General features: G+C 30.0%; 38 protein-coding genes, 2 tRNA genes and 1 pseudogene. 3 read left to right on the forward strand and 38 right to left on the reverse strand.

The window, feature by feature from the left end; all coding sequences use genetic code 11:
* Positions 1 to 11: 11 nt before the first annotated feature.
* From ABID14_RS01795 to ABID14_RS01940, 30 genes and pseudogenes are all read right to left on the reverse strand, one after another.
* On the reverse strand, positions 12 to 686 hold the full coding sequence (locus tag ABID14_RS01795; RefSeq protein ID WP_354366736.1) for a head maturation protease, ClpP-related: 675 nt from the start codon (positions 684 to 686) through the stop codon (positions 12 to 14).
* Positions 683 to 1,897 carry a phage portal protein gene (locus tag ABID14_RS01800; RefSeq protein ID WP_354366737.1) on the reverse strand — a complete coding sequence of 405 codons (1,215 nt, stop codon included), beginning with the start codon at positions 1,895 to 1,897 and terminating at the stop codon, positions 683 to 685. The genes ABID14_RS01795 and ABID14_RS01800 overlap by 4 nt, the downstream gene beginning before the upstream one ends.
* A complete protein-coding gene (locus ABID14_RS01805; RefSeq protein WP_354366738.1) occupies positions 1,897 to 3,618 on the reverse strand; it encodes a terminase large subunit in 1,722 nt (573 codons plus the stop codon). The genes ABID14_RS01800 and ABID14_RS01805 overlap by 1 nt, the downstream gene beginning before the upstream one ends.
* On the reverse strand, positions 3,611 to 4,078 hold the full coding sequence (locus ABID14_RS01810; protein ID WP_354366739.1) for a phage terminase small subunit P27 family: 468 nt from the start codon (positions 4,076 to 4,078) through the stop codon (positions 3,611 to 3,613). Before ABID14_RS01810 ends, ABID14_RS01805 begins: the two co-directional genes overlap by 8 nt.
* Positions 4,079 to 4,097: 19 nt before the next feature.
* Entirely contained in the window at positions 4,098 to 4,538 is a 441-nt protein-coding gene (locus ABID14_RS01815) for a DNA adenine methylase (RefSeq protein ID WP_354366740.1), read from the reverse strand.
* Between the two features lie 70 nt (positions 4,539 to 4,608).
* Positions 4,609 to 4,998 (reverse strand): DNA adenine methylase, encoded by a 390-nt coding sequence (locus ABID14_RS01820; RefSeq protein ID WP_354366741.1) that lies wholly within the window; start codon positions 4,996 to 4,998, stop codon positions 4,609 to 4,611.
* 954 nt (positions 4,999 to 5,952) lie between these two features.
* A complete protein-coding gene (locus ABID14_RS01825; RefSeq protein WP_354366742.1) occupies positions 5,953 to 6,159 on the reverse strand; it encodes a hypothetical protein in 207 nt (68 codons plus the stop codon).
* Positions 6,160 to 6,176: 17 nt separating this feature from the next.
* A tRNA-Ser gene (locus ABID14_RS01830) sits at positions 6,177 to 6,267 on the reverse strand.
* A 222-nt stretch (positions 6,268 to 6,489) separates the two neighbouring features.
* Positions 6,490 to 6,903 carry a hypothetical protein gene (locus tag ABID14_RS01835; RefSeq protein WP_354366743.1) on the reverse strand — a complete coding sequence of 138 codons (414 nt, stop codon included), beginning with the start codon at positions 6,901 to 6,903 and terminating at the stop codon, positions 6,490 to 6,492.
* 106 nt (positions 6,904 to 7,009) lie between these two features.
* Positions 7,010 to 7,672, reverse strand: a complete 663-nt coding sequence (locus ABID14_RS01840; RefSeq protein WP_354366744.1) for a Rossmann-fold NAD(P)-binding domain-containing protein — start codon at positions 7,670 to 7,672, stop codon at positions 7,010 to 7,012.
* Positions 7,665 to 7,871 carry a hypothetical protein gene (locus ABID14_RS01845; RefSeq protein WP_354366745.1) on the reverse strand — a complete coding sequence of 69 codons (207 nt, stop codon included), beginning with the start codon at positions 7,869 to 7,871 and terminating at the stop codon, positions 7,665 to 7,667. Before ABID14_RS01845 ends, ABID14_RS01840 begins: the two co-directional genes overlap by 8 nt.
* Positions 7,872 to 7,904: 33 nt before the next feature.
* Positions 7,905 to 8,405, reverse strand: coding sequence for a nucleoside triphosphate pyrophosphohydrolase family protein (locus ABID14_RS01850; protein ID WP_354366746.1), 501 nt, complete (start codon positions 8,403 to 8,405; stop codon positions 7,905 to 7,907).
* Positions 8,406 to 8,418: 13 nt separating this feature from the next.
* Positions 8,419 to 8,586: pseudogene (locus ABID14_RS01855) on the reverse strand (DUF3310 domain-containing protein); the annotation flags it as partial.
* 96 nt (positions 8,587 to 8,682) lie between these two features.
* Entirely contained in the window at positions 8,683 to 9,114 is a 432-nt protein-coding gene (locus ABID14_RS01860) for a hypothetical protein (protein ID WP_354366747.1), read from the reverse strand.
* A 64-nt stretch (positions 9,115 to 9,178) separates the two neighbouring features.
* Complete coding sequence (locus tag ABID14_RS01865; RefSeq protein ID WP_354366748.1) at positions 9,179 to 9,517, reverse strand: hypothetical protein; 339 nt, start codon at positions 9,515 to 9,517, stop codon at positions 9,179 to 9,181.
* Positions 9,518 to 9,526: 9 nt separating this feature from the next.
* Entirely contained in the window at positions 9,527 to 10,360 is an 834-nt protein-coding gene (locus ABID14_RS01870; RefSeq protein WP_354366749.1) for a DNA-methyltransferase, read from the reverse strand.
* 17 nt (positions 10,361 to 10,377) lie between these two features.
* A complete protein-coding gene (locus ABID14_RS01875) occupies positions 10,378 to 10,797 on the reverse strand; it encodes a single-stranded DNA-binding protein (protein WP_354366750.1) in 420 nt (139 codons plus the stop codon).
* Between the two features lie 3 nt (positions 10,798 to 10,800).
* Entirely contained in the window at positions 10,801 to 11,019 is a 219-nt protein-coding gene (locus ABID14_RS01880) for a hypothetical protein (RefSeq protein WP_354366751.1), read from the reverse strand.
* Positions 11,020 to 11,029: 10 nt separating this feature from the next.
* A complete protein-coding gene (locus ABID14_RS01885; RefSeq protein ID WP_354366752.1) occupies positions 11,030 to 11,371 on the reverse strand; it encodes a DUF1064 domain-containing protein in 342 nt (113 codons plus the stop codon).
* The gene (locus ABID14_RS01890; RefSeq protein WP_354366753.1) at positions 11,368 to 11,619 is read right to left on the reverse strand and encodes a DUF968 domain-containing protein; all 252 of its coding nucleotides are present in this window, start codon (positions 11,617 to 11,619) and stop codon (positions 11,368 to 11,370) included. Before ABID14_RS01890 ends, ABID14_RS01885 begins: the two co-directional genes overlap by 4 nt.
* Positions 11,610 to 12,131 (reverse strand): hypothetical protein, encoded by a 522-nt coding sequence (locus ABID14_RS01895; protein ID WP_354366754.1) that lies wholly within the window; start codon positions 12,129 to 12,131, stop codon positions 11,610 to 11,612. The genes ABID14_RS01890 and ABID14_RS01895 overlap by 10 nt, the downstream gene beginning before the upstream one ends.
* Positions 12,128 to 12,322 carry a hypothetical protein gene (locus ABID14_RS01900; RefSeq protein WP_354366755.1) on the reverse strand — a complete coding sequence of 65 codons (195 nt, stop codon included), beginning with the start codon at positions 12,320 to 12,322 and terminating at the stop codon, positions 12,128 to 12,130. Before ABID14_RS01900 ends, ABID14_RS01895 begins: the two co-directional genes overlap by 4 nt.
* Positions 12,319 to 13,089 (reverse strand): DnaA ATPase domain-containing protein, encoded by a 771-nt coding sequence (locus ABID14_RS01905; protein ID WP_354366756.1) that lies wholly within the window; start codon positions 13,087 to 13,089, stop codon positions 12,319 to 12,321. Before ABID14_RS01905 ends, ABID14_RS01900 begins: the two co-directional genes overlap by 4 nt.
* Before the next feature lie 9 nt (positions 13,090 to 13,098).
* A complete protein-coding gene (locus tag ABID14_RS01910) occupies positions 13,099 to 13,914 on the reverse strand; it encodes a helix-turn-helix domain-containing protein (RefSeq protein ID WP_354366757.1) in 816 nt (271 codons plus the stop codon).
* Positions 13,915 to 13,926: 12 nt separating this feature from the next.
* Positions 13,927 to 14,526 carry an ERF family protein gene (locus tag ABID14_RS01915; protein ID WP_354366758.1) on the reverse strand — a complete coding sequence of 200 codons (600 nt, stop codon included), beginning with the start codon at positions 14,524 to 14,526 and terminating at the stop codon, positions 13,927 to 13,929.
* 13 nt (positions 14,527 to 14,539) lie between these two features.
* Positions 14,540 to 15,010: a siphovirus Gp157 family protein gene (locus tag ABID14_RS01920; RefSeq protein WP_354366759.1), complete on the reverse strand. Its 471-nt coding sequence runs from the start codon at positions 15,008 to 15,010 to the stop codon at positions 14,540 to 14,542.
* The gene (locus tag ABID14_RS01925; protein WP_354366760.1) at positions 14,997 to 15,203 is read right to left on the reverse strand and encodes a hypothetical protein; all 207 of its coding nucleotides are present in this window, start codon (positions 15,201 to 15,203) and stop codon (positions 14,997 to 14,999) included. The genes ABID14_RS01920 and ABID14_RS01925 overlap by 14 nt, the downstream gene beginning before the upstream one ends.
* Positions 15,204 to 15,311: 108 nt before the next feature.
* Complete coding sequence (locus ABID14_RS01930) at positions 15,312 to 15,473, reverse strand: hypothetical protein (protein ID WP_354366761.1); 162 nt, start codon at positions 15,471 to 15,473, stop codon at positions 15,312 to 15,314.
* A complete protein-coding gene (locus ABID14_RS01935) occupies positions 15,463 to 15,591 on the reverse strand; it encodes a hypothetical protein (RefSeq protein ID WP_354366762.1) in 129 nt (42 codons plus the stop codon). Before ABID14_RS01935 ends, ABID14_RS01930 begins: the two co-directional genes overlap by 11 nt.
* Before the next feature lie 2 nt (positions 15,592 to 15,593).
* A complete protein-coding gene (locus tag ABID14_RS01940) occupies positions 15,594 to 15,833 on the reverse strand; it encodes a DUF739 family protein (RefSeq protein ID WP_354366763.1) in 240 nt (79 codons plus the stop codon).
* 172 nt (positions 15,834 to 16,005) lie between these two features.
* On the opposite strand from ABID14_RS01940, the gene lexA reads away from it, so the two are divergent.
* The 3 genes from lexA (at position 16,006) to ABID14_RS01955 (ending at position 19,232) form a co-directional block, all read left to right on the forward strand.
* Positions 16,006 to 16,602, forward strand: a complete 597-nt coding sequence (gene lexA, locus ABID14_RS01945) for a transcriptional repressor LexA (RefSeq protein WP_354366764.1) — start codon at positions 16,006 to 16,008, stop codon at positions 16,600 to 16,602.
* A gap of 47 nt (positions 16,603 to 16,649) precedes the next feature.
* On the forward strand, positions 16,650 to 17,621 hold the full coding sequence (locus ABID14_RS01950) for an exonuclease domain-containing protein (protein ID WP_354366765.1): 972 nt from the start codon (positions 16,650 to 16,652) through the stop codon (positions 17,619 to 17,621).
* 102 nt (positions 17,622 to 17,723) lie between these two features.
* Positions 17,724 to 19,232 (forward strand): recombinase family protein, encoded by a 1,509-nt coding sequence (locus ABID14_RS01955; RefSeq protein WP_354366766.1) that lies wholly within the window; start codon positions 17,724 to 17,726, stop codon positions 19,230 to 19,232.
* Here the strand turns inward: ABID14_RS01955 and ABID14_RS01960 are convergent.
* From ABID14_RS01960 to ABID14_RS01995, 8 genes are all read right to left on the reverse strand, one after another.
* A tRNA-Leu gene (locus tag ABID14_RS01960) sits at positions 19,211 to 19,297 on the reverse strand. The two genes, ABID14_RS01955 and ABID14_RS01960, sit on opposite strands and share 22 nt — an antisense overlap.
* A gap of 65 nt (positions 19,298 to 19,362) precedes the next feature.
* Positions 19,363 to 20,241: a homoserine kinase gene (gene thrB, locus ABID14_RS01965; RefSeq protein ID WP_354366767.1), complete on the reverse strand. Its 879-nt coding sequence runs from the start codon at positions 20,239 to 20,241 to the stop codon at positions 19,363 to 19,365.
* Positions 20,231 to 21,700 (reverse strand): threonine synthase, encoded by a 1,470-nt coding sequence (gene thrC / locus ABID14_RS01970; RefSeq protein WP_354366768.1) that lies wholly within the window; start codon positions 21,698 to 21,700, stop codon positions 20,231 to 20,233. The genes thrB and thrC overlap by 11 nt, the downstream gene beginning before the upstream one ends.
* Positions 21,701 to 21,702: 2 nt before the next feature.
* Positions 21,703 to 22,905, reverse strand: coding sequence for a homoserine dehydrogenase (locus tag ABID14_RS01975; RefSeq protein WP_354366769.1), 1,203 nt, complete (start codon positions 22,903 to 22,905; stop codon positions 21,703 to 21,705).
* 5 nt (positions 22,906 to 22,910) lie between these two features.
* Entirely contained in the window at positions 22,911 to 23,885 is a 975-nt protein-coding gene (locus ABID14_RS01980; protein ID WP_354366770.1) for an aspartate-semialdehyde dehydrogenase, read from the reverse strand.
* A gap of 11 nt (positions 23,886 to 23,896) precedes the next feature.
* Positions 23,897 to 25,201: an aspartate kinase gene (locus ABID14_RS01985; protein ID WP_354366771.1), complete on the reverse strand. Its 1,305-nt coding sequence runs from the start codon at positions 25,199 to 25,201 to the stop codon at positions 23,897 to 23,899.
* Between the two features lie 160 nt (positions 25,202 to 25,361).
* Positions 25,362 to 25,946, reverse strand: coding sequence for a hypothetical protein (locus tag ABID14_RS01990; RefSeq protein WP_354366772.1), 585 nt, complete (start codon positions 25,944 to 25,946; stop codon positions 25,362 to 25,364).
* Between the two features lie 33 nt (positions 25,947 to 25,979).
* Positions 25,980 to 26,528, reverse strand: coding sequence for a cysteine hydrolase family protein (locus ABID14_RS01995; protein WP_354366773.1), 549 nt, complete (start codon positions 26,526 to 26,528; stop codon positions 25,980 to 25,982).
* Between the last annotated feature and the right edge of the window lie 252 nt (positions 26,529 to 26,780).

Below are 26,780 nucleotides of genomic sequence, written 5' to 3' on the forward strand. Positions count from 1 at the left end.
TTCCCATCTCCTTATAAATTTAATGCTATTTCTAGTTCTTTTTGTTTTCTATCATTTTCTTTTTTGTAATCTTTTAAAAATTGTTTTGGTGTATGTTGATAATTCATAACACATTTTCCAAAATCATTTTTAACTGTCGTTGCACCAGTAACTTTTACATCAAAAAACTCACTTGCCGATTTGCCAGTGAGCCATGTTTCTTTGTTTATTAAGCTATTTATTTCATCTTCCGTCTTGCCCTCAACTGCTTTTGTCATGTAAGTTTCCACAAGACCTTTTTGCAACTCGTCGAGCGTATCTGCCCATTTTAATAGTTCGTCAGCATTTCCAAAAATACCCACGCTCGGTTTGTGTATCATAAGATAGGCATTAGAGGGTATCTCTATTTCGTCACAACCAAATGCGATAATAGATGCGGCACTCGCCGCCAAGCCATCTATAATAGCTTTTGTATGTCCATCAAATCTTTGTAATAAATTACAAATTGCGACACCTGCAAATAAATCACCGCCACCACTTGATATATAGACCTCAACGTTTTTGTTCGCATCTTTTAAAAGATTTCTGATATCTTCAGGATATGTTTCAACCGTATCTCCCCATGACCAACCTTTCCAACGGTCATCTACAATATCTCCAGTAACATATATTTGTGTTACATCACCTTTGTTTTTTACCTCTATCAATCTTTCTCACCACCTTTCTCATAAGCTTTTCCGATGTCCTCGATTGGAACAAACGTTCCATTTACCATAAGGACATCACCACCATCAATAAATGGCATGCCCGAGTAGTTTCTTGCCTCGTTAGGTGTATATATACCGCCCGACACATATTTTTGTAAAGCCTCTGCTTGTGATTTTAAATCACCTCGCAGTATTGTTGCCACATTAAACTCAGTATGCACTCCGCTTTTTAACTCGGCATCAAATAACAACTTATAATCAAATTCTTCTTCGTATTTTTTCAAAATTACTAAAAGTGTATCAATCAAAAAAGTTAAGTTTTGCATTTCTGAATTATTATAACTAGATTTATCATAGTTATTTAGATGATTAGGTTTGATACCAAAAGCAGCTGCGATTTGTAATGATGTAAATTTTTTTAAATCAAAAAATTGTGCATCTGTAAGTTTTATGTCAAGAGGTGTTAACTTCATGCCGAGTGGTATCGGCACAATATTTCCATTATCTTTATCTCTCACAAAATCTGTAATAGTCCTCACAAGTTCTGTCTTTTTAGCCTTATTTAACTCGCCCGTGTACTCCAGTATCGCATTTGCAGTAAGTCCTCTCGCATACAAATCATTTAGATATTTTTGAGACTCTTTAGCACCTTTTATAGTGCTTGCAAGTTCTTCCGCAATACTTTTTCCCACGATTCCATCTCTAGATAAACCGCCTTTTAAATGTATTATTTCTTTGTCTTTAAAATAATAAGTTTTGTTTTTAGCTTTGTACTTGTATATATAAGTTGCATCTGATTTTAATATTTTTGCATCATCAATTAAAATCTTAACTTTACTTGGGTCAAGTGGGTGTAAAGCAACTCTTTTACCACCTTTTGTTTCTATCAATGCATAAGCATTTCCGTAATGATTTCTGTTTAACTCCATCAAAATTTTAAAATCTGATGGACTCATATATGGATTGGGTCTCACTTTTAAAAGATAGTTGATATCACTATCAGTGATTTTAACCCCATGTCCGTCTTTTAAATGTATTGATAGTTTTCCGAGCGACTCACTCAAAACTTTTAAGCAAATAAAATATGTTATCTCAGTATCAGCGACAATATTATTTTTATAACCACCACCATTTGATACATTTATAAACTCCCAGTCCTCGTTAGGTGTCCCCCACTCAAAATAGTTTTTTATACTCTTAATTATTCCCATCACGCACCCCCTTTCATAATGTCTAACCACTCTGACACATCTTGTTCTGCATCATATGACATTGTACTTTCTGTAGCCATTGCAAGTTTCCAAGCATTTATAACCGAATCCACAACGTCTATTCTATCTGTTTGTGTTTCTTTCATAATTTTTATTTCCCCAAAACTGTTTTGAGTAGTTTTAGCATTTATAAATGACCAAATCATTAATGCGTTGTTTTTGTCATACTGCACTTGTTTTGCTTGTACTGATAGTTGCAAATCTACTGTCGCATCATTTAAAGATTTTGCACTTTGCACTATCTCAACTAAATCACAATTTAAAAATTCTAAATCTGCTAAAAATGCACTTGCGTTGTGTCCGTCATATCCGCATGATATTATTTTCAAATCGTACTTTTCAATCAAACTTTTTAAGTGAGCAATTATAAACTTATAGTCTGTTTTTAGTCCAAAAACACCCTCTGTCAAAGTTAAAAGTCCTTGTTTTGCCCAAAGCCTATAAGGCACATCATCTGTCTTTTCGTGTTCCTCAAGCCTTAAAAGTGGCATAAAACTATGTGAGTAAATATAGTATTGTTCCCCGTATTTAAAAACTAGAGCAATACTCGTTAAGTCGCCACCGCTTGATAAGTCTATACCAAGCACGCACTCTTGACCTTTAAAGTCATCAAGAGTTAAATCACTTTCGCATTCCTTAAATTTATCTAAATCAACAAAGCCTGCCCCCGAGTATTTAACCCATTTATTTAACGATTTAGTCAAAAAGTTAATAAGTTCTTGACCTTGTTTTTCTTTTGCATCTATCGCTTTTTCTGACAAGTCTTTGATTTTTTCTTTGCTATAAGTGTTGTCATCATTCCACAATAAAAGCGGATTAGCTTTTGCCCAGTTTTTATAATCCCAAATATCGTCGCCCTCGTCCATTTCTGCAATGTAGACAAAAAGCGACTCTTTTTCTACAAGTCCAGTTACAACCTTTTTTGCCAACTCGTATTGCTCATAACAAGGACTGTTGATGTTAAAGCCTGCGGTTGTTATCGCAAGAGTTAAAGCATTACCAACACTTATTTGTCCATCAAGCAATAATTTATACATTTGATTAGTCGGGTGAGCGTGGTACTCATCAATAACGGATAGTATCGAACGGAAGCCATCAGCCGACTTTGTATCTCTACCGACTGATTTAATTTCCGTACCCGTTACCTTTGATATTATATTTCTCTCATGCTTTTTAATTTTATAAAGTTCAGCCAGTTCTTTGTCAGCGAGTATAAATTTCTCCACCTCGTCCCAAACAATATTGGCTTGCTCCTGTTTAGTCGCCGCACAATAGATTTTACCTTTATTGTAGCCACTAAAGGTTGCACGAGTATTTATTTCAGTACCCGACAAAAAACTCTTCCCGTTTTGCCTAGCCATTTGTATATAAGCTTCTCTAAACCTTAATTTTTTACTGCGTTTTTTCCGCCACCCGTGCAGTGAGCCTATTATAAAATCTTGGAAACCTCTCGTCTTTAATTTTTGAGGTTTCTCTCCTTCCAAAATTGTCAGTTCATTTGCTATATCTATTGCTTTTTCTGCAAGTTCAGCGTCCCAAATATATTCAAAGTCTTTTCTTTTTAAGTCGTCTAAATGTCTTTTACAACACTTTATTTCAGTTTCGCCTTTTAATACTTTTTTGCTAACAACAAGTTTAGCGTACTCAGTTGTCCTATCCATTTAAATACTTTAGATATTTATTTGTCGTACTTTCTTCTTTTGTAGGCACTATCAGCTTTAATCTGTCAGTTGTTGCCAGTCCAAGTTTTGTTGAGCACGACATAATTTGTTTGACAATTTTATCTTGTGCATTTATCAAAGGCGATACTTTCCCGTTATCTGTCATATATCTGTATTCAAATTCCGACTCCTGCAATTGTTTTGTAATTTCTGTATATTGAGAGTAAGCATTACAGTAAATTGCCAACACTGATAAGTCCAAGTTATCTAGTAAATCAACTTTGCCTGCCTCGTCCACTACTCTTATAAATTCAGCACTACCGACCAAATTTAAAAAAGGTGGTGGAGTTAGTCCGTCCCTATCAAGTTTTAACTGTTGCTCTTGTTTTCGTCTTTGTTCAATTTTATCTTTGCCAATCTTGCCAGTCGCAACCGCCATAGTTTTTCTTGGTCTTGCCATACTACCACCACCTTTCTTTTCATTTCACCATAAATAACTTTTCGTATTTTGTTTTGTGTTGTCCACCTTGCAATGATGATTTTGCTTTTTTAAATTCATATACACGCTCAAATTTATTTGTCATATCGTATTCGCTGATTAAAACAATGTTGTTTTTACTCATATAAATACACCAATTATAAAATTCATCATAATCAAGTTGTTCTTTTTTATAAAGTCCTTTTGTTGTATTTTTGTAAGGCGGATCAAGATAAATAATTGAGTGTTTAACGTCAGTAAAATATTTATAATCTTTATTAAAAACTTTTAATTTATTTGTTTTTGTAAATGCCTTTAAATCTTGCAACCTCTCTAACTGTTGTAATTGTTGTAATTGTTGTAATCTTTGTAATTGTTTTGTGTTTCTCATTTTTTGCATAGCATCTTTATAAGTTTCTGTTTGTTTATATCCGCTAAACACGTCATGATTTTTAATAATCGCTTTAGCTAATTTATACTTTATATCCGAGTATTTTTTACTATACAGATAACTATTTTTTTTTATAACCAAAAGAGTTGACCAAAAGTTTTAAGTTGTCCGTTTCAGTTTTATTCATCTTTTCTTTGATTTTAAAAAACTCATCACGACTCACTATAAGTGTTTTTAGATATTCTCTATCCTCTTTTAAAATTTTATTTATAATTTGAGCAGGCGTAGAGTCCAAATCATTATAAACAACCGATAACCCATTTATTAAACATTCCATGGTGACCGCACCGCCACCACCAAATAAATCGTATATAGTTTTATCAGTACCAAAATTTTGGATTATAATTTGTATCAACTTTTTAGATATCTTCTTTTTGTTCCCGATATAAGGTAGACCTACCGCCCTGCCTTTTCTGATTTTATTTTCATCGAGTTTTAAAATCTCTCTCACCTACACAATAAAAAAGCACCGCAACAATATGCGGTGTCTTTGCACTTATAATATTAATATTCCATTTTTAACATTTGCACTTATAATATCAATATTTTATTTTTATATTTCTTGTCTTGTGTTTATAATATTAATATTTTATCTTTAACATTTGCACTTATAATATCAATATTTTATTTTAACTCTTATATTTCGTTCGTACATTTTTACACTTACTTTTTGTATTTTTGTGTTTATAACATTAATACTTTATTTTTAACCTACACTTATAATTTTTACTTTATTTTTTATCTTACAGTTATAATATAAATATTTTATTGTTAACCTACACTTATAACTCGTGATTAATTTTTTACACTTATAACTAGTTATTATTTTTTGCATCTATAAACTATCTTTATTTTTAACCAGTTTAGAAATTTTTGTTTTTGGCATTTTCTCGCACCAATTGTCCCGCGCTGGTCCCTATATCATCACCTAAAACATTTTAACCCACCCCCACATACTTTTTTATTTAAATCTAATAGCAATGCTTGGGTAGATATCTTTGTGTCGGTATCTCGGCTATATAAAGCGTGTATAGCCTTATGGCTTTTATCTGATAACCAAAATAGATTGTCGATATCATACGCCTTACTTATATCCTCGCTCACCTCTACTATATGATGAGCAAGAGTACCTGCTACTATCTTACCAGTTTTGTGGTAGTGGTATAAGTCAACTCCATGTACTCTGCTTTTACATTGCGTCCTTATAGATGACCATGCTTTGCTTGTATATATATCGTGATTAGTCCTCTTGTATTTATCATAGTTTTTTTGATATTTATTTTTGCAATCATCACATTGTTTTTGTGTAATGGGTATGACCTTACCACATTTACATAACTTTTTTAGAATATTATCAACGCCTTATACCTTTGTTAACATTAAAGTATCTTTGCTTTTTATCTAGTCATTTAAATTCCTCCTCAGTCAATAGTCTTTGCATAGCTATTTTATAATCACGACACAATGGATACTTGTTTAAGTCTATTAGTTGTCTTACTTTAATAGCATCTTTTTTGGTCCTCATATGTGCGTGTTGTCTATACTTGCCATGCTCTCTTTTTAATAACCAGGGTCTATCTAGATTATGCAAATACTTTATTGTTAGTTTCAATTTGTCCTCCTGTTTTTTGGTGGAGGCAAGAGGATTTGAACCTCTGACACCTTTTAAGTGTGACGGATTAGCAATCCGTTGCATTAAACCATACTCTGCCATACCTCCAGTACAAGCTTTATGTCCCACCCCTGCGTGCCTTATATGTCAGCTTGTAGCACTCCCCACCTTTTTTAAAAGGCTACCATTTTTTAATATAAAAAGAGTACCTAAACACTTTGCCTAGATACTCCTTTTAATAGTGTGATTATATTTAAAATATATTATAAATTAGGATATACTCCTACACTATTATTATACCACGGGTCTAACGCCCCCAACGCCCAATTTTTATATATCCGCTTTAGTATCTTTTAAGTATCTGTCGTGTACTTTGCGTGCATAGCTCTCATGCTTACTGCCACACTCTTTACTTATGCGTTTCCAGTCCCAACCATCTACATATCTTTTTTCAAAAATGTATCTAGTTAAACTGTCATCTATACCGCTTATAAAGTCCTCTATCTCTAGTCTTATATCTCTAGCTTTTTGTAGTCTCTTATTTAAGATCTTATAAAGTTTCCTTTTTTGTTTGTTTTCTACAACGCCTGTAATCGGAATGTGTATCTCTTGATAAGGGAACTCTGTATTTGAGCCTTTTGTTATATCAGTAACAACTATATCTTGACATTTCGCAATCTGAAAGTTTAAATCGTCAATCTCTTTTTTTAAAAATAAATACTGTGATAGAGTCTCTTTTGTCATTTGCCCCTCCAACAATATATCCAACCTTCCCACACCTCTACATGATATCCTTTTTTTGTATAATACTTTACTATTTTGATTTTTTGTTTAAAGTTTTTATAGGGTATTAATAAACATTTTTGTAACCCCAATTTTTATCCTCCAGTCTTTTTTTAAGGATATCTATTGTGGGTATACTGCGTATTATATAAGCATCTGTGGTGCTATCTACATCATTTGATAAATCAATTATTAATCTTACATTTTTAGCTACTGATTTACATATTTTAAAATCTTTATTTCCGCTCGCAGTTACAATCGCATCTACTTTACCACCATTTACAACTTTAGATAAATCCGTTTTTGTTACACTGCTGTTAAAGCTAATTACATTTGAGTGTTTACGCATTAATTCTAGCACGAGCGATTGACCAACTGTTTTTGATTGATTGATAACCATTATTATCTTTTTATCTAAGTTAAATAGCTCATACTCTAGTGTTTTTATTATTGCCTCTGCGGTTATTGATAGTTGATTACTATATGCACCCTCTATGTCCACTTGTTTATTGTCAGCTAATAAATCATAATTAAATCGTCTTGCGTGCTTGTACCCTAGAGGTTTTAATAACAAGATTTTATCTTTTGTTTTATTAAATTGAGGTATTTCCCTCTTTTGTCTTAAATCTATAATCTTTAAATTTGTTATTTCTTTTTTTATTTTATTTAAATATATATCTCTTTGTTTGTCTTTTATTAAACTATCATACACTACTACTAATCTACTCATCTGTTACCTCATCTACTTTAATTTCAATTCTAATAAATTTAACACCCTTTCTATTTCCACTTTTATTTTTGCTGATACTTGTCGATACACTACTTACTGTTGTGTTAAATCTTTCTGCCATCTCGCCAACACTGTCAGCAACATAAAGGGGCAATTGGTATTTGTCGGGTGTTACTGCTAAATAAACTGTCTTTTTCATTTTTCCTCCAAATGAGGAGCCTGCTTGTGCAGCTTATTTTAAATCTTCCTCTTTTACAAAAGTTCCGTCAATTATTCTGCCCTTTCTACCTTTGATTTCCTCGTATGCACTTTCAACACATTTAACAAAATCTAAACCATAAATATCTGCTATTGCCATTAAATTTGCTAATCCATAATATAGAGTATCCTCATAATATCCGTTTCTGATTACATCTGTTATCCCTTGTGCTAAGCAATCAATCTCTTCTTTTTTGTCTTCTTCCAAGTATGTTTTTATGTTTTTTTCTATTTCTTTATAATAATCTTCAAAAACATCTAATTTCATATCAAGCATATTTCCTATAACTAATGTCACAAAAATATCTCCTATTGAATCTTTAATAACATCAATTTTGTTTTTGGAAATTCCAATAATTAGTTCTGATATTTCTTCACAAGTCTTTACTTGTTGACTTTTTACAGTTCCTTTTTTGTCTAATTCTCTATCTTTTCCCCATTGCTCAATTTTATTTATTAATTCTTTAATTTTCATTTTTTACTCCGTTCTACTCCGTTTTACTCAACTTTAATTCCAACATTCTCTTAGCATTGTTTTTATCTTCAGAATCATCTTTTTTATAAATTTCTATCAATTTCTCTAAATAATCTTTTGCTTTCATCAAGTCATCAGCCTTATTTTTATTGTTAAATCTAACTAAATATTTGAGGACGTTAAATAAATACTTTCTTCCGTTTCCAAGTGATTGTTATCGACTATTGCAATAATAGTTTTTATAGTGTCCTCGCCATTAATTTTGTAATGGTCGGGATTATTCCTCATCTTCCACCTCAATTTGTTCAAAATCATCTAGAGTTGTATTGTATCTTTCCTTTATTTCATCTATTTCTACTTGGGTAAATTGAGTTTGTGAGTTTTCACTCTGTGTAATAGTGTTAAGCTTGAAAATACCAATTTCACTATTAAAGTTCAAATATTTTAATGGTTTGCTCTCTAAGAATCTATGTTCCAACCAATATTTCTTTTCTTCTTTTCTTTCTTCTACTGGTGTGTTTGTATATTCCATTATTAACTTGAATAAATTATATATTTTAGTAACATCTGTATCTTTATCAATAAACTTTCCTTCAATTACAAAGTCTCTATATTCATCTGTTCCTATTGTCGCTATAGCATAAGTATCGTCTTCATAATATAGTTCCTCTTCACTAATTTCTTTGTCAAATATATATATCTTTGCCATCTGTTAATGTGTAAAATCCTAACTGTTCTACTTCCTTTATAAAGGTTTGTGTTTTCATTATTTTTCACTCTCTCCAAGTATCATAAATTTCTAAAATTGGATATTCATAACTTGAATACCTAATAATGATATCTCCATATTTTTCTTGTAATTTCATCAAATCTTCAAGTGTATTTATTTCAACTAAATAGCAATTTACTTCAACATCTCTAACTATAGTTTTATCTGGCAATACTCTATGATTAGTTCCTTTTGCTTTAAAATTGCAATTATGTCTTTCATCAAACGCTTCAAAGCTTGGCAATAAGTAACATTCAGTTTCAATACAACTACCTTGGTATGCTTCTTTTATTGGTTGGATATCATCGCTCCATTCTGATGTTCTCTCTACTTTAAAAATCATTGTTATCTCCTAGTTAAAGTTATCTACTGTCAATTGAGATAGTTCCCAAATATCATTCTTATTTAGCATCTTTTCCAATGCGTTCTCATAGAAATCTTTCTCTATTTCAAATCCGTAAGAATTCCTACCTAGTTCTAACGCTGCTCTTAATGTTGCTCCGCTTCCTGCTACTGGATCTATAACTACATCGCCTTTATCTGTAAATATTTCAATTAGTTCTTTAAGCACTCCTACAGGTTTTTGTGTCGGGTGTACTTTAGGATATTTCTTTGAATTATCTCTTTTCCATTCAAACCAGTTGAAAATCATTTTTCCTTTACCTGTTTCTTTTTTTCCGTTGTTAAACTTTGGTAGCTTATCCCTATATAAAACTACTGCGTGTTCAGTTGCTCCAACTATTTTCATGTTTGCTTTTAAAACTTGTGCTGAATAATTTTTTATAAAAAATATTGGATATGACTTCATAAATCCATATTTTTTACCATATTCAACTACTGTTGGTATTTGTTCAAAGCTACAAAATACAATCATTGCAGGTGCTTTATTTCTTTCTTTAGGTTCTTTTATAAGCATCTTTGAACAAAAGTGCATAAACTCTGCAATTCTAAATGTTTCATCCGTTTTAAAAAATGATTTCTTAGCTAGTTTGCTTTCTCCGTTTTTATTATCTCCGTCTTTATACCAAACTGGATTACTCGCATAAGCATCAACCCCTATTCTGTAAGGTATATCTGCAATAACTAACTGTGCTTTAGGTATGTTGTACCTTTTATAATTTTGAAAATTATCCCTATAAAGTTCACATTTTATTTCTTGATTACTCTTTCTTGCTACTGCTTCCACTCTATACACCTACCTATTCAAAATGGAATGTCATTATTATTTACTGGGAAAAATCCGTCATAGTTTTGGTCTTGCACTTCACTATCTCCACCATTTTTGTCTCTAGAGTCTATAAAAGTAAATCCATCGACTATAACATTTGTTATATAAATCCTTTGTCCTTCTTTATTTTCATAGCTTCCAGTCTGTATATGTCCTTCTACTCCAAGCTGATTTCCCTTGCCTACATAATTAGAAAGTGTCTCAGCAGTTTTACCAAATGCTATGCAACCAATAAAATCTGCAGTTGGTAAATTGTTTCTTTCTGCTTCCTGTCTTTTTTCTTTTGTCATTTTTCTATTTATTGCCAAAGTAAATCGACCTATCGCCATTTGTGAATTTGTGTATCTCAATTCAATATCTTTAGTCAAACGTCCTATTAATATAACCTTATTCATTTTTCAATCTCCCATTCTATTTTCAACCCAAATTTCTATAATCTTATCTTTTTTTAAATAAACGCTATATGCCCCCTCAAGTTCATCTTCACATTTTATATATTCGTTGCCGTTAAAATATCTACTCCAAAATTTAGCTTCGCTTTCTGCAAAAACAACTTTGCTTGGAGGATTACAATAATCTAGTGTTTCGTCTTGATAATATAAAGTAACCTCAATCATAATTTCTCCTTTAAATTTCATAAAATTTATAATCTTGACCGTATCTTTTCAAAAATAATTTCTTTTTTATCATGTAAACTTGGGTCTTTACCCCTTTTACATCTTCCACTATCCATTTTTTCTGTTCGTTATCCCAGTATTTAAAATCTGCTACATACTCGATTTTTCTGTGGGTAGCTCCGTCTAATTTAAATTTATCTTGCAATAAGAATCTCGGCTGCAATTCCAAATCTCTAATTTCCCCTGCTCTCCTTAGAATTTTTAATTCTCGGTATCTTGCAGCTTCTTTTCTACTATCAAATTTTATTCCGTCAACTAAAGTTTTTACTGCGTTATACTTGCCTCTCCTCAAAGATAACTCCTTCCAAATATTTTTATAAACTCATCTCTAGTATGTGTTTTTTCAAACTCTAATTGTCCTCGCCTTTTACTCCACTCCATTAATTTTTTGTTTTTGTGTAGTCGTGTATGACACTCACGACAAATTTTTATAGTCAATTTATATTTATCTGCCAGTTGTCTTAACCCTCTACCAAAAATCAAGTGGTGTTCTTCCAGTTTCCTAAATCTACCACATATTTCGCATTCTTTTATTTCCAAAACAGCTCCTCGTATTCCGAGCGATAATCTATGATTGTCACTCCATTTTCACTTGCTATTTTTAAAAAATAGTCAATCAAATTGCCCATTTGTTTTTTGTCAAACTTACTAGAGCCGACAAAACACCTCAAAAGCACCGAGTTTCCAAAATCCTCTAAGATTTTGTAACTCCTAAAAGCACTTTTAAAAATATTTATGCTTTTTTTGGGTATGATAATATCCTCATATTCTGCCCCCACTGCCTCTATACCGTCTATATACAGTGCAAGTCTATTTTCTTCCGTGGGTACTCCATTTATTTTTTTGTCAATATCTCCGATAATCGCCCACAACAAATTGTTTTGTCTTAAAGTTCTACTACTTTTTACGTTTGATATTTTGATGTTGTAAAAATCATCTTGATTTAATTTTTCAATCTCATTCACATCAAGTGTTCTGTTAACCTCAAAGCTTATGATAGGTTTCCCAAATTCGTTAAAGCTTAAATTTTTAAAATTTCCAGTTAATTTCATATTTTTTCAACCTTTTCAATTTTTGCGACCGTAACTGCGTTGTAATTGCTATCGTCCTGTAACTCAACTTGTATAAGTTCAGCCGTTTTTGTTTTTCTAAAAATAATCGCATTTATGTGTTTATAAACAATGCCACCAAGTTTTACTTTTTGTCGCTCTCGCATTGCTTTTACTGCCTCTTTGTAAGTCATTGCAACCTCAAATTTTTGTCTTTATCACGATATAAATTTATAACAAATTTGCCTGCTTTAGCCTTTATCCTGCCTGCTAAAGATTCGTCAATTTTTACTAACTCATCATGTGTCAACTCTGTTGATATTATTGTTTTTAGTTTATTATTTGCTCTAAAGTTTAGTAATTCCCACGTTTTTGTAATATCAGCATTAGTTAAACTTATACCGTTGTCGCTTATTGCTTTTTTAAACATATCATCAATGTATAAACACTCAACACGCTTTAACTCGTCTATTAAACTTGTGTCATCAAAATTTTTGAGTTTGTCTATTTCGTCAGTCCAAACAATGTGCTTAACTCTTATGTTTTTGCGACTTTGATAGTTTGAAATTGCCGAGCATATATGTGTTTTGCCTGCTCCACTTTGTCCACCGATAAAAAACCAGTCTTTAGTTTTTGCATTTTCTTCTGCTAAATTTTTTATGTTTTTTTGCCAATCATGGGTAACAAAAAAGTTGTCAAAACTAAATTTTAATAAAGGTTTAGTACCACTTTTTTCTGCTTTTGTTTCGGCTTTTTTGCTTTTAATACATGAACATTCTGTCACATATGGATAGTAAATTCCATTTTCTTTTTTAATTTGCATAATATAGCCCTTATCTCTACATTTAGTGCAGTTAGTTTCTGAGCCAATTGCCGAGTTAAAGCCGTTCATTTCAAAAATTGCTAACTTTTTTTGTTCTTCGTCAGTCCAAATATTTTTTTGCTCTTTTAAACTGTCCATAGCTACCACCTATAGCCATATCCCACAATGTGGAAGGTCGTCATCTTCATTTTTTTGTTTGTAAGGCGTTTTATTAAATTGTTTGTTTTTTAACTCATAAAAACCCTGCCAACTGTTTTGTATAGACTGATTTATAATCGCCAGTCGCTCGTCTCTATCTTGTGATAATCTCATAAGAGCGTTTATATTTAATTTCATTGCTCTAGCAGTTAAAGGTTTCTTGACTAGTTTTCTCATTTTCTCAAATTCTTTTAAAGCGTCTATCATTTCGTTATCGCTTTCTAAAAAATCAAATTCTTTTAAAACGTCATCAACCTTTTTATTTTTAGATTTATTTTTGGAAACCTCGCCTCCATTTTCCCCTCGGGGGGATATAGGGGGGTTATTATATTTATTATTAACTGTATTATTATATTTATTATTAACTGTGAAGTTTTTTTCACTAGGTTCGGAAGATTTTTTCACTACCCCCGTGAAGTTTTTTTCACTAGGTTCGGAAGATTTTTTCACTACCCCGTGAAAATTGTTTCCATTAGTTTGAGGGTTATTATTTAAATAAATATACCTACATTTAATATTTTTTGTTCCCTCTTCGTAAATATTTTTTGTGCAAATATAGCCTTGTTTTTCTAAATTATTAATCCAGTTGATAATACTGCGGTTACTTACTCCATAAAGTTCGGCAAAATAGCCGTTAGTAGCCCAACAATACCCTTTTTCATTTGCTAACGCTGTTATTTCTGCATATAACAATTTTGCATTAGCCGTTAAATCTTTGTCATATCTCACGTTTGCAGGTATTATTGCATAGTACCCTCTATCCATACTCAAACTCCTTTACCAAGTAGCTATTGTTTTTTTAGTTTTTTCCAACTGTGCATCTGTCAGTCCGTCCAAATTGTCGACTTTTAAATTTTGTTGTAGCCAATTTACAAATGTATCAAAACTAATTTTTTTAGTTGCTAAAATTTGTGCTATCTCTTGTCGGTATTGTTTAGTTTCCTTTGTAGTCGTTTTATTTGCCCCTAAATCATCTTTATTGGTATAATCGCTATCCTTTGTATCATCTATGGCAAATAAACCATTTAAAGCATATTTTCGAGCGTATGAAGATGTACTCCCAGTTATTTGTGCCGAGTCCATTTTCTTTTTTTCTAAAGCCTCTCTTGCATATGCATGATTTTCTATACACCCTTGCGATTGTGTATCATACAATCTCGCAGTTGATTTGAGATAGTATCTATCGCCGATTAATTCAACCTTATCATTGATTAAAAGTACTGTTTGTGTCTCTAATAGCAACGGTTTAACCGCCTCTAAAATATCTTCACAATTTCTGTATTTATAGTTCCCAAACTCGTTAAATTGATTTTTTGGTGCTTTTAATCTACTTTGTATAATCAATAGCTTTTCGTAAATAGTTGTTGTTTTTTCCATGTTCTGCACCTCTTTATCTAATTCTTAAACTTTCGCTTTGTACAAGTTCTACCGCACCTGTTAAAAGACCATTTTTAACTGCCTCTTTTACATCACTCTTTAACAACTTTTTCTCAATTTTGAAATAATCTTCAGGTATTTTAGTCTCGTCAATTATTTTTAAACTTGGAGCATTTTTTTGTATATTAAAGCTAAATAGTTTTGTCTTAAACTTTCTTTTGTTAAGTGCTATCATAGATGATTGTAAATACTCTTTAATATCTTTTTGTCTATTTTCTAAAGCTTTTCTTCTGTTGTATAATCTTTTTTCTTCGTCTTTTATTCCGTTTATTTCCTTGTCAAAATCTCTTAAAAGTTTTGCAATATTATCAGCTTTTACTTCAATCTCATCATCAATATTTGATAAAGCAATGTGTAAATCTTCATCTTCTATGTCTAAATCCATTAAATTTTGATACATTTCTGTTAATTCATATAATTTCATTTGTTTCCTCCTCTAAAATATCTATTTTTATACCGTTAATTTTTTGCACGTCTTTAATAATAAAGTTGTCTATTAATTTGTTGATTATATACGTATAGCCATCTATCAATATTTCACTTTTTGATTTAAAATGTGAAACTTTGTTTAAATGTTTTTCGTTTATTTCTAATTCAAAATTTATATTTATTTTCATTTTTGTTTATCCTCTTTTCGTGTTATAATTAAGATAATAATAATTTTTGTTTGGTCTTGATACTTTAGTCGGTGCAAGACCTTTTTTATTGCCAGTCATTTTTGTGCCTCATATCAAAGATTTAATTAATAAATCTATAATCATTGTGCCTTTATACAATGCTAAACAAGCTATTTTTATTAGTGTTACAATTAATAAATAGTTTATTGTCGCAAGTATTATAAGACCTGCAATACGTCTTATAGTTAAATTCAAATTTTTAAAACTCAATCTCATCTTCTTGTTCCTTTACATACTCCAAAAATTTATCGACCATTAATCCAATAAAACTGTCCCAATCTGCCTTGTTTTCAGTTTGTTCTGTTTCCACAATTAATTCTCTTTTCATGATTACGCTCCTTTGTACTGTTCATTTTTCTGAACTTTTACTGTGAAAAAATAAATTGGTATTTCTTTGTGAGGTATATCTAACAAGTTGCAAATTTGAAAGATTTCTTGCGAAGTAAAATCTGATAGGTTATGCATTTTTGAATAAAATGTGGTACTACCCATATCTAGATATCTTGTAAAATTTTTGTATGTGTCAAATTTTTCTACAATTCTACCTTTTAATTTTGAATAATCAAACATATATATTCACTTCCTTTCTTTTTTAAAGTTTTGATTTCTGAACTGCCTATATAGTACCCTATTTTGAAATTAATGTCAACACGTTTCTAAACTTTTTTTATAAAATTTAATTTTAGTGTTCCGTTTTCTGTATTTTTGTGTTATAATATAGATAACAAAGGGGGTGATTAAAATGAAATTTACAAACCGTTTAAGGTATGCTTTAGACTTTAGAAATATGAAACAATCCGAATTATCAAAAATAACTGGGATTGGCAAATCAGCGATAAGTCAATACTTGTCGGGCGAATATGAGGCTAAACAAGAAAACACCTATCTTATGTCGGAGGCTTTAAATGTAAATCCTGCGTGGTTAATGGGTTTTGATGTGCCTATGGTAGGAGATGACGAAAACAAAGGAGTACCAATTATAGGTACAATTGCAGCAGGTACACCAATTTTAGCGGAGGAAAATATTGAAGATTATTTTATAATTGATAAAAGGATTGGTGCTGATTTCGCTCTAAAAATAAAAGGCGATAGTATGATAAATGCTGACATTTACAACGGAGATATTGCATTTATCAGGAAACAACCATCACTAGAAAATGGAGAAATCGGAGCAATATTACTAGATAACGAGGCAACTTTAAAAAGGTTTAGTAGGACTGACGGTAGTGTTATTTTACAAGCTGAAAATTCAGAATTAAAAGACTGGCCTCGTATTTATACCACGGGTAATATAATTATATTAGGAAAGCTTGTGGGCGTGTTTAGCAACAAAGATTAAAAGAGTGCAGTACGTAAGCACTCTTTTATTTGAAATGAGGAGCAATTATGGAACATTTTTTTAAAATTGAAAATGGAAAACGAATTTCCAATCCAAGAAATAAAGGAAAATCTTTAAACGAATTTCCAACTGACTTTTGTGTTTTAGATTTAGAGACAACTGGATTAGATCCATATTTTGATGAAATTATAGAAGTAGGAATTATCAAAGTAAGGAATAATGAAATTATTGATACTTATCAATCATTGATTAAGCCTGAAAGCACTTTTACTGTTGACGGTAAAGAGTGTTATATTGATGAATTTATAGTTGAATTAACTGGTATAACAAATGAAATGCTTAAAGAAGCACCTTTATTGAAAAATGTTTTTAAAGATATTGAAAACTTTATTGGCGATGACGTAATCGTTGGTCATAATATCAATTTCGATATTAATTTTTTATACGACTTTGCAAGAGAAAATGGATTTAAAGAAGTAAATAATGATTATTGGGACTCAATGAAACTTGCTCGTAGAATTTTAAGGGATTTAAAGCATCATAGATTGAAAGATTTAGCAGAATTTTTTGACATCAATTATGAGGGACACAGATCCTTAAACGACTGCGAAACTACACTTAATATTATGAAACTTTTAAAAATCTATGCAGATGATAATAATATTGACTATCTGACATTGCCTCATATCTACAATGCAGATATGAAAAACATAAAATGCACCGTCGAAAATATTGATGTTAATAATTATTTTTATGAAAAACACATTTGTTTTACAGGAAAATTAGAAACATTTGAAAGAAAAGATGCGGCTCAAATATGTGTAAACTTAGGCGCTATTTGTGATAATAATGTTACTAAAAAAACCAACATTTTAGTTTTAGGTAATTTTGACTATAATGCAACAATTAAAGATAAATCTACTAAATTAAAGAAAGCTGAAAAACTTATACTTGAAGGTCAAGACTTAATAATTATGAATGAAAGTTTATTTTTAAACACTATTTCAGAAAATGATTGAACAAAAAAATAGAGGACGTGTAAAACACATCCCCTACCTAAGGTATAATACAACCTTAACAAAACTCAAGTGTATTATACCACAATTTACGGAGGTAAAAAAATGAAAACAGCAGTAGCTTACGGAAGATACTCAACAGATATGCAAAGGGAAGAAAGTATAGACGCTCAATTTAGAGCGATTAGAGATTATTGCGAGCGTAACGATATTACATTATTAAAAACTTATGCAGATGAGGGGATATCAGGAACGACTGATGATAGACCCCAGTTCCAAAAAATGATTTTTGATGCTGAGAGTGGCGTTTTTGATTATATAATAGTGCATAAACTAGATAGGTTTAGTAGGTCAAAGTATGACAGTGCAATATATAAACGCAAACTCAAGCTATGTAATGTGCAATTAATATCAGTTTTAGAAAATTTAGATGGATCGCCCGAATCTTTGATTTTAGAATCGGTTTTAGAGGGAATGAACGAATATTACTCACGTAACTTATCACGCGAGGTAAAAAAAGGAAAAAAAGAGAATGCTTTAAAAGCAAAATTTAACGGTGGTACACCTCCACTCGGTTATAATATAGATAAAGACAACAATTATGTTATTAACGCTTATGAGGCGGAAATAATTAAAATAATCTTTGATATGTATAGTAAAAATCACACATACAAAGAAATAATGGATTATTTAAATGAGAATGGTTATAAAACAAAAAATGGAAAAAACTTTACAAGAAATAGTTTTTACGAAATATTAAATAACGAAAAATATATTGGAACTTATGTTTACTCGAAAGAAGATTATGACGGTTTTACAAAAAAAAGAAATTATCACAAACACAAAAATCGAGAAGATATGATAATCGTTGAAAATGGAGTACCTGCAATAATAAAAAAAGAGGTTTGGAATATGTCGCAAGAAAGACTAAAAAATAACAAACATAGACAAAAACGAAACAAAAATGGAAGATATTATATTTTAACTGGGTTAATATTTTGTGCAGAATGTGGAGCACCAATGTGCGGAAACACAATAAGAAAAAACTCAGAACAAGTTTATCATTACTATAAATGTAACGATAGAGTTAGGACAAGAAAATGTAAATCACTATCAGCAAGAGCAGAAAAAATTGAAAAACAAGTACTAGATTGCTTTGACGATTTAATTTTTACAGAATTTAACAAGGAGAAAATAATAAAATCTATGATAGTTTTTTTAGAAAAATCAGAAAAAGAAAATAATATAATTGATAAATTAAAATCAGAACTAAAAGAAACACAAAATCAAATTGACAATATATTAGATGCAATTATAAATGGAATATCATCAACAAGTGTAAATCAAAAATTAAAAGAATTAGAAAATAAAAAAGAATCTCTGACTTTGTCAATGTTAAAATATCAAAAAGAAAACAACGTTATAAAAACGTTAGAAAACAAAATTAGAGACTTTTTATATGAATATGATAGCATATATAGCTTTACACAACAAGAACAAACTATTGTTCTAAAAACTTTTATCGACAGAATTGAATTTAAAAGGGGCAAAGTCAATATAAAACTTAAAATGCTTGAAAGTGTGGATATTGATGGTGCGGAAAGGGGGATTTGAACCCCCACGCAAATTAATGCACATGCCCCTCAAACATGCCTGTCTGCCAATTCCAGCACTTCCGCAAGTTATAATAAATATTATAAGATAAATTTACAATATTGTCGAGTTTTTTATCGAAATTTAATAATCAATCTATTCCCTCTATTTTAAAACCTACATTATCAAGTTCGAGTTCTAAGACTTCCCAATTTAGTTCTAAATCTTTTGTAAAATCATATAATTCTTTCTTGATTTGGAAAGTATTTTTTACAATAGCCATAATAGTTGGGCCTGCTCCACTTAAATAACTACCTAATGTTCTAGATTTTAAAAATGTCATAATACTTGTATAATCAGGAATTAATTTACCTCTATATTTTTGATGTATATTATCTTCTAGACCAATTTTTAAATAATCATCTTCTCCATAAATAAGAGAGCTAATTAAAAAAGCAACCCTTGAACAATTAAAAGTAATATCTTTCATTTCAAAACTATTGGACAGAATTTCACGAGAAGATTTAGTAGATAATTCGAAATCTGGTACTAAAGCTAAAAATTTGTAATGATTTTTGGGAACTATTTTTAACGATTTATTTACACCATCTTTATTTAAAGTAGCTGTCACATTTCCAAAAATTGCAGATGCTACATTATCAGGATGTCCTTCAAATTCAGCAGCAATTTGCAAAATTTCATTTTTATCAATTTTTTTGTTCATAATTAAATAGGCACCTACTATACCTCCTACTATACATGAAGAGGAACTACCTAATCCTCGAGCTCTAGGTATATTGGACTCTACTGTGATTTCAGCCGGAATACAATCCATATTAAATTTTTGAAATGTTTTTTTATAAGATAAATAAATTAGATTGTCTTGAATTGGTAAAATTTCATCTCTTTCAATTATTTTAGATTCATCACTTAATGAAAATCTAAATGTGTTATATAAATTTAATGCAAGTCCCAATACATCAAAACCAGGACCCATATTTGCACTAGTTGCTGGAACTTTAACTTTCATTTCTTTCACCTATAAATTCCATTAATGTATCTAAAATATCTTCGACATTTATAAACTTTTTATGCTTTATTGTCTTATTCTTCAAATCTAGCAAATCCAAAGGTACTTTAATATTAGTCTGTTCTTCAAAAATTTTTAAATCTTCTAATATAAATCCATTGCGTTCAATATCTTCAAATTGGTCCATTATTATGTCTGCAAATTTAAATGGGCTGGCAGTGGATAAAATTACAATAGTTTCTTTTGGTCTAAACTTTAATTTATATTCATCAGCAACTTTCTTGGCAACTGCTGTATGAGGATCAATTAAATACTTATATTTTTCAAAAACATTTTTTATTTCAGAAAGTGTATCCTCTTGATTGCAAAAACTGGCATAAAATTCATCAAATTTATCTTCAAATTCATACTTCTTATTTAAAAATAAATTATTTTGTAAATTATTGACAATTTCTGTATCTTCTGTTTTATGATATAATAATCGTTCCAAATTACTTGAAATAATAATATCCATAGATGGAGAGTTTGTAATATGCAATTCTCTATTAGCATCATAAATTCCAGAGTTGAAAAATTCTGTAAGAACTTTATTTTCGTTAGAGGCAACTATTAATTTTTCAACAGGCAATCCCATATTTTTTGCGTAATACCCTGCTAATATATCGCCAAAATTTCCTGTAGGTACCACAAACGATACTTTTTCTCCCAATTCTATTATTTTGTTTTTTAATAATTGATTATAGGCATGAAAATAATAAATTATTTGCGGCAATAGTCTTCCTATATTTATTGAATTAGCAGAAGATAAAATATAATTTTTTCTTTTAATATTATCCAAAATTTCTTTATTTGTAAAAATATCTTTGACAGATTTTTGAGCATCATCAAAATTACCATTTATGCCGATAACTATTGTATTGGAAGAACTTATAGTCGTCATTTGTAATTTTTGTATTAAGCTTACTCCATTTTCAGGAAATAAAACTGCTATATCAATGTTTTCTAAGTCCTTAAACCCATATAATGCTGCACTGCCAGTATCACCACTTGTAGCTGTGAGTATCAAAATTTTTTCTTTAATATTTTTATCTTTGATAGCCTCTTCCATAAATAATGGCAAAATACTTAATGCGAAATCTTTGAATGCATGAGTCCTTCCATGATAAAGTTCTAAATAATGATAATCTCCAGCTTTTGTCAATGGAGCTGGATTTTCTGGAAATTCATCTCTATAGGCTTTGTTAATAATATTTTGAAGCTGTTCACTTGTATAATCATTTAAATACATATTTAAAATATTAAAAGCTAAATCTGTATAGGATAGCTTAGATAATTTTTTTATATCAACCTGTGGGAAATATTCAGGTACATATAAACCACCATCTTTTGCTATACCTTGTAAAACTGCATCTTTAAAATTAATTTTTATTTTAGAATTTCTAGTTGAATGATATTTCATGATTATACCTCGCTTTCCAACTTCGCAAAGAAATAATTTTTATCATCAAGATTTGAAATTATATCTAAAACTTTCTTTAATTTAATATTTTTTGTAAAAATATATAAATTATTTTCATCTTCTATTTTCTGTGATTCTATGCCAGTGACTAATGAAGAATACTTTTTAGATATTCTTAAATAAAACTTTGAAACCAGATCCATATTTGAAAGAGGTAAATTTTCTGTAATTAGTATATTATTACTGATAGCTGTTTTATTCATAATGTCTAGTAAATCTCTAAGAATCGCATCCACTGTTGGTTTCTTTCCCGCTCCAGCACCAACAAATGAAACTTCTCCAATTGTACTTCCCTGGTAAGAAATAATATTTGTTGAATTTTCTATATTAAAAAATTTAGAATTTATATCTACTGCTACAGGTAATACATAGCAGTAATACTTATTATTTATATATTCTGCTTCTCCTAGAAGTTTTAAATAATACGAATTTTGTGACAAAAACTTTATATCTTTTGAAATAACTTTCTCGATACCAAAAGAAAATATGTTACTCTCATTTACCTTAGAATTGAAAATTAATGTAGCTAATATTCTAATCTTTCTAAGAGTATCCATACCTCTTATATCAGCACTTGGATCTGGTTCAGCATATCCTAATTCTTGTGCTTTTTTTAAAGCATTCTCAAAGCTCATTTTTTTAGAAGCCATTTCTGTCAAAATAAAATTACAAGTTCCATTTAGTATTCCGTTAACCTTTGTAATATTATTGAATGGCAAATCTTCTAAAATAGACTTTATTATGTGTATACCTCCACCAACAGAAGCTTCATATAAAAAATTCACATTTTCTTTTAATGAGAGCTCTCTCAGTTCTTCATAATATTTAGAAACCACTGCCTTATTTGCTGTAACTACATTTTTACCAGCTTTAAAAGCTTTACTTATATATTCGTAAGCTTCATCCTCTGTGGCTGTAACTTCTACGATAGTATCTATTTCAGAATCATTTAAAATTACATTAAAGTCATCAGTAAAAACTAAATTTTTGTCAAAATATTTTCTATCTTTCTCTATGTTTTTAACAAGCACAGTTTTTATTTCAATGTTTTTGCCCGTAACATTATTTAATCTCTCACGATTTATATATACTAACTCCTCAATTCCCGAACCAATATTTCCAAAACCAATTATTGCAAGTTTCATAATATTCACCTGATTAAAAGTTCAGCAATTTGAACAGCATTAAGGGCAGCACCTTTTCTAATATTGTCACCCACAGACCAAAGTGACAGTCCATTTTGTGTAGATATATCACGTCTAATTCTGCCAATGAACACATTGTCTTTACCTTCTGCTACAATAGGCATTGGATAAGTCAAAGTTTTTGGATCATCATATAATTGTATCCCCTCATATTCTGCTAAAATATTTTTAATATCGCTAATTTCAAAATCTCTTTTGAGTTCTACGTTAATCGAAACACAATGAGCGTATTTTACCGGTACCCTAGCAGTTGTAGCAGTAACTCTCAAAGATTCATCATGCAAAATTTTCTTAGTTTCATTTATCATTTTCATTTCTTCTTTAGTATATCCATTATCTAAAAAATCGTCGATATGAGGAATTACATTATATTCTATTGGAAAGGGATACTTATCATGTGTACCTTTATCTAAGTCTTTTAACCCGCCAATACCAGAACCTGAAACAGATTGATAAGTAGAATAAATAACTCTTTTGATACCGTATTTATCTTGAATTGGCTTTAACGGAAGTACAGATTGAATAGTAGAACAATTAGGATTAGCATATATTCCATAACCATTTTTTATATCATTTGGATTAATTTCTGGAACTATCAAAGGAACATCTTTATCCATTCTAAAATGAGAACTATTATCTACAACTTCAACTCCATTTTCTGCAGCAATTTTCGCATACTTAGCACTTACACTTCCACCAGCTGCAAATAATGCTATATCTATATCTTTATAAAAAGAATCATTTTTTAATTCCTCAACGACATAACTTTTATCTTTAAAAATAATTTTGCTACCTGCCGATCTAAAAGAACTCATAGGGAAAAAATTTTTAACTGGAAAATTACGCTCTTCTAAAATATCAATTATTTTTCTACCTACAAGACCAGTAGCGCCCACAACAGCAACATTATACTCTCTCATTAAATAACACCTCAATTAAAAATTTCATATATCGATTTAATAGATTTCTCAAAATCTGATTCTGCAACTCCAACTATTATATTTAACTCACTAGATCCTTGACTTATCATCCTAATATTAATATTATTATCTCCTAGTGCTGAAAACACCTTAGCAGAAGTACCCTTCTTGTTGACCATTCCATTTCCCACTATTGCAATAAGTGCAATTCCATGTTCTACATTAATGTAATCAGGGTTCGTATAAATTTTAATTTCTTCAATAACTTTATTTATTTTATTTGCGATTTTCCCAGTATCAACAATTAAAGATACCGAATCAATGCTTGAAGGCATATGCTCTATTGGAATCTCATTGGTTTCAAGTACAGACATAATTTTTCTAAAAAAACCCAGTTCAGAATTCATAAAAGTTTTTTCAATGGTAATGGCACTAAAGCCTAATTTACCAGCAATACCTGTTATATTATTTGCTACATGCTCATTATCATAGTTTGGTATAATTGTAGTACCTTTATCCTTTGGATAATTCGTATTTTTTATGTTTATAGGAATTTTATGTTTTTTTACTGGAAAAATTGCATCTTCATGTAAAACAGGTGCTCCCATATATGATAACTCACGTAATTCTTTGTAAGTAATATAATCAATCGTCTTTGAAGTAGGCACAATCTTAGGGTCAGCAATTAAAAAACCTGACACATCTGTCCAATTTTCATATATTTTTGCTTTCAACGCATTTGCTAATAATGAACCAGTAATATCCGATCCGCCTCTAGAAAAAGTTTTTATATTACTATTCTCATCAGTGCCATAAAATCCGGGAATAACACTAAATTCTAAATTTTTTAATGTTTCTTCAATTTTTTCTTCAGTTTTATTAGTATCTATTTCTCCGTCTCTAAAAAAAAATATTTCACTAGCATCCACAAAGTTCCATCCTAAGTAATTAGATAATAAAATAGCATTTAAATATTCACCTCTACTTGCAGTAAAATCACGTGAAGCGCCATTTTGAATATCTATAAAAATTTCATTTAAGATACTTTTAAGATCTAAATCTAAATTTAAATCTTTTACTATTTGTAAAAAAGTATTTTCAATTAATTCAAAAATTTCCTTAAAATTTAAACCATGACTAGCAAGTTCGTAACACATTAAAAGCAAATCAGTTATTTTGTGTTTATTATTTATCCCTTTACCTGGAGCTGATACAACAATATATTTTCTATCCATGTCTTCTGTAACAATATCTTTTACTTTAATGAATTGTTTCGAATCAGCTAACGAACTACCTCCAAATTTTAAAACTTTCATAATATTCCTCCCTATAAAAAACTCGACCCAAAAAGGATCGAGTACAATGCTTTCTAGGATAAAAGCCACTGATTTTTAAATTAATATATCAATAAAGCTTTGATTAAAGATAACACTTAATTTACATAATGTCAATACATTAATGCGGTAATATTTTGGATTATATGAAATAAGAAATTGCACTTATCCATGGTCTTCTTCCTTTAACTTCAAAAAACCTATCCGTCGTGTTATTCCAACCTGTGACAATTTGAATAAAAGATTGCCCATCTATATATTGGCGGTAACCAATACCAATAACCCAATGCCAATTGACAATTCCTCTTGCTAATAAAAAAGCTACTACGTGTCCCTTGTCAATTTCAGATTTAAATTCATTAAAGTTTTTGACTTTTTCAGATTTCAGAAATACATTTCTACTTAAAAAATATTTCTTAATATCTCTATTGATACTAAAAACAGGTCCATTACCAATGTCTGAATATAAAAGCTTAAATAAAGAATATTTATTGATATTATCATTTAAAAAAGAATTACTTATAAATAGAGAGATATTAGTAGCAGCTACAGCAGCACAATGATTTTTAGCAATCCTGTTAGTTTCAATAGTAGTAATCCAATTTATATTTGAGGATTTAATTAAAAAGTTACAATTATACGCATTTTGAGGCAGTTGTTTAGAAGAAATAAAACGAAAACCATTCCCCATAAAACCAGAATATATAGATTTTTTTATATATTTCATAAAGTCACCTGTAAACGTAAAATACTTTAAATATTATAATAAACTAGCTCCTAATATATTTTTAAAATGATTGATAGCAAATTCATGTCCATTCTTATCGAAACTTGCAACACAGTCCTCATGAATTACAATTTTAAAACCTAAATTATAAGCATCTATTGCCGTGTGGAGAATACATATATCCGTACACACACCTGTTAAATGAATTTCTTCAATTTTTCTTTCTTGAAGTTTAATGAAAAGATTTGTACCAGCAAAAGCAGAATACCTAGTTTTATCCATATAATATATGTTTTTAGAATTTCTTACTTCTTGATAAAAATTTTCCAAAGATTCATATAATTTTCTTCCCCAACTATTTTGAATATTGTGCTCTGGGAAAAGTTTAGACTCTGGATGCAAGCTATCTTCTGAATTATGTAAATCTATAGCAAAAACTATATATTCATCATTATAATAAAATTCTTTAGTGAGATTTAAAATATTCTCTTCCAATAATTGTGCAGATTCTTTGCAAGATAACTTTCCATCATCATGTACAAAATCATTAGAATAATCAATATTTATTAAAGCTCGTTTCAATTTATTCCTCCAACTATTATTTTTTATATTATAACATCAACACATATATTTTCAACTTATAAAGACAATTAATAATAAAAAATCTAAAGATAAAGTCCATATAATTGTGTAAAAAGAATAGGTCATTTGAAACCAAAACTGGTACAATGTTTTTAACCAAAAAATAAAACAACCAGGAGGAAACAAATGACCCAATTACATTTTACAATTAATCAAGAAGAAATTCAAAACATAATTAATGAATCAGTAGAT

The organism is Peptoniphilus olsenii (assembly GCF_040545475.1).
Taxonomy (GTDB): domain Bacteria; phylum Bacillota; class Clostridia; order Tissierellales; family Peptoniphilaceae; genus Peptoniphilus_A; species Peptoniphilus_A olsenii.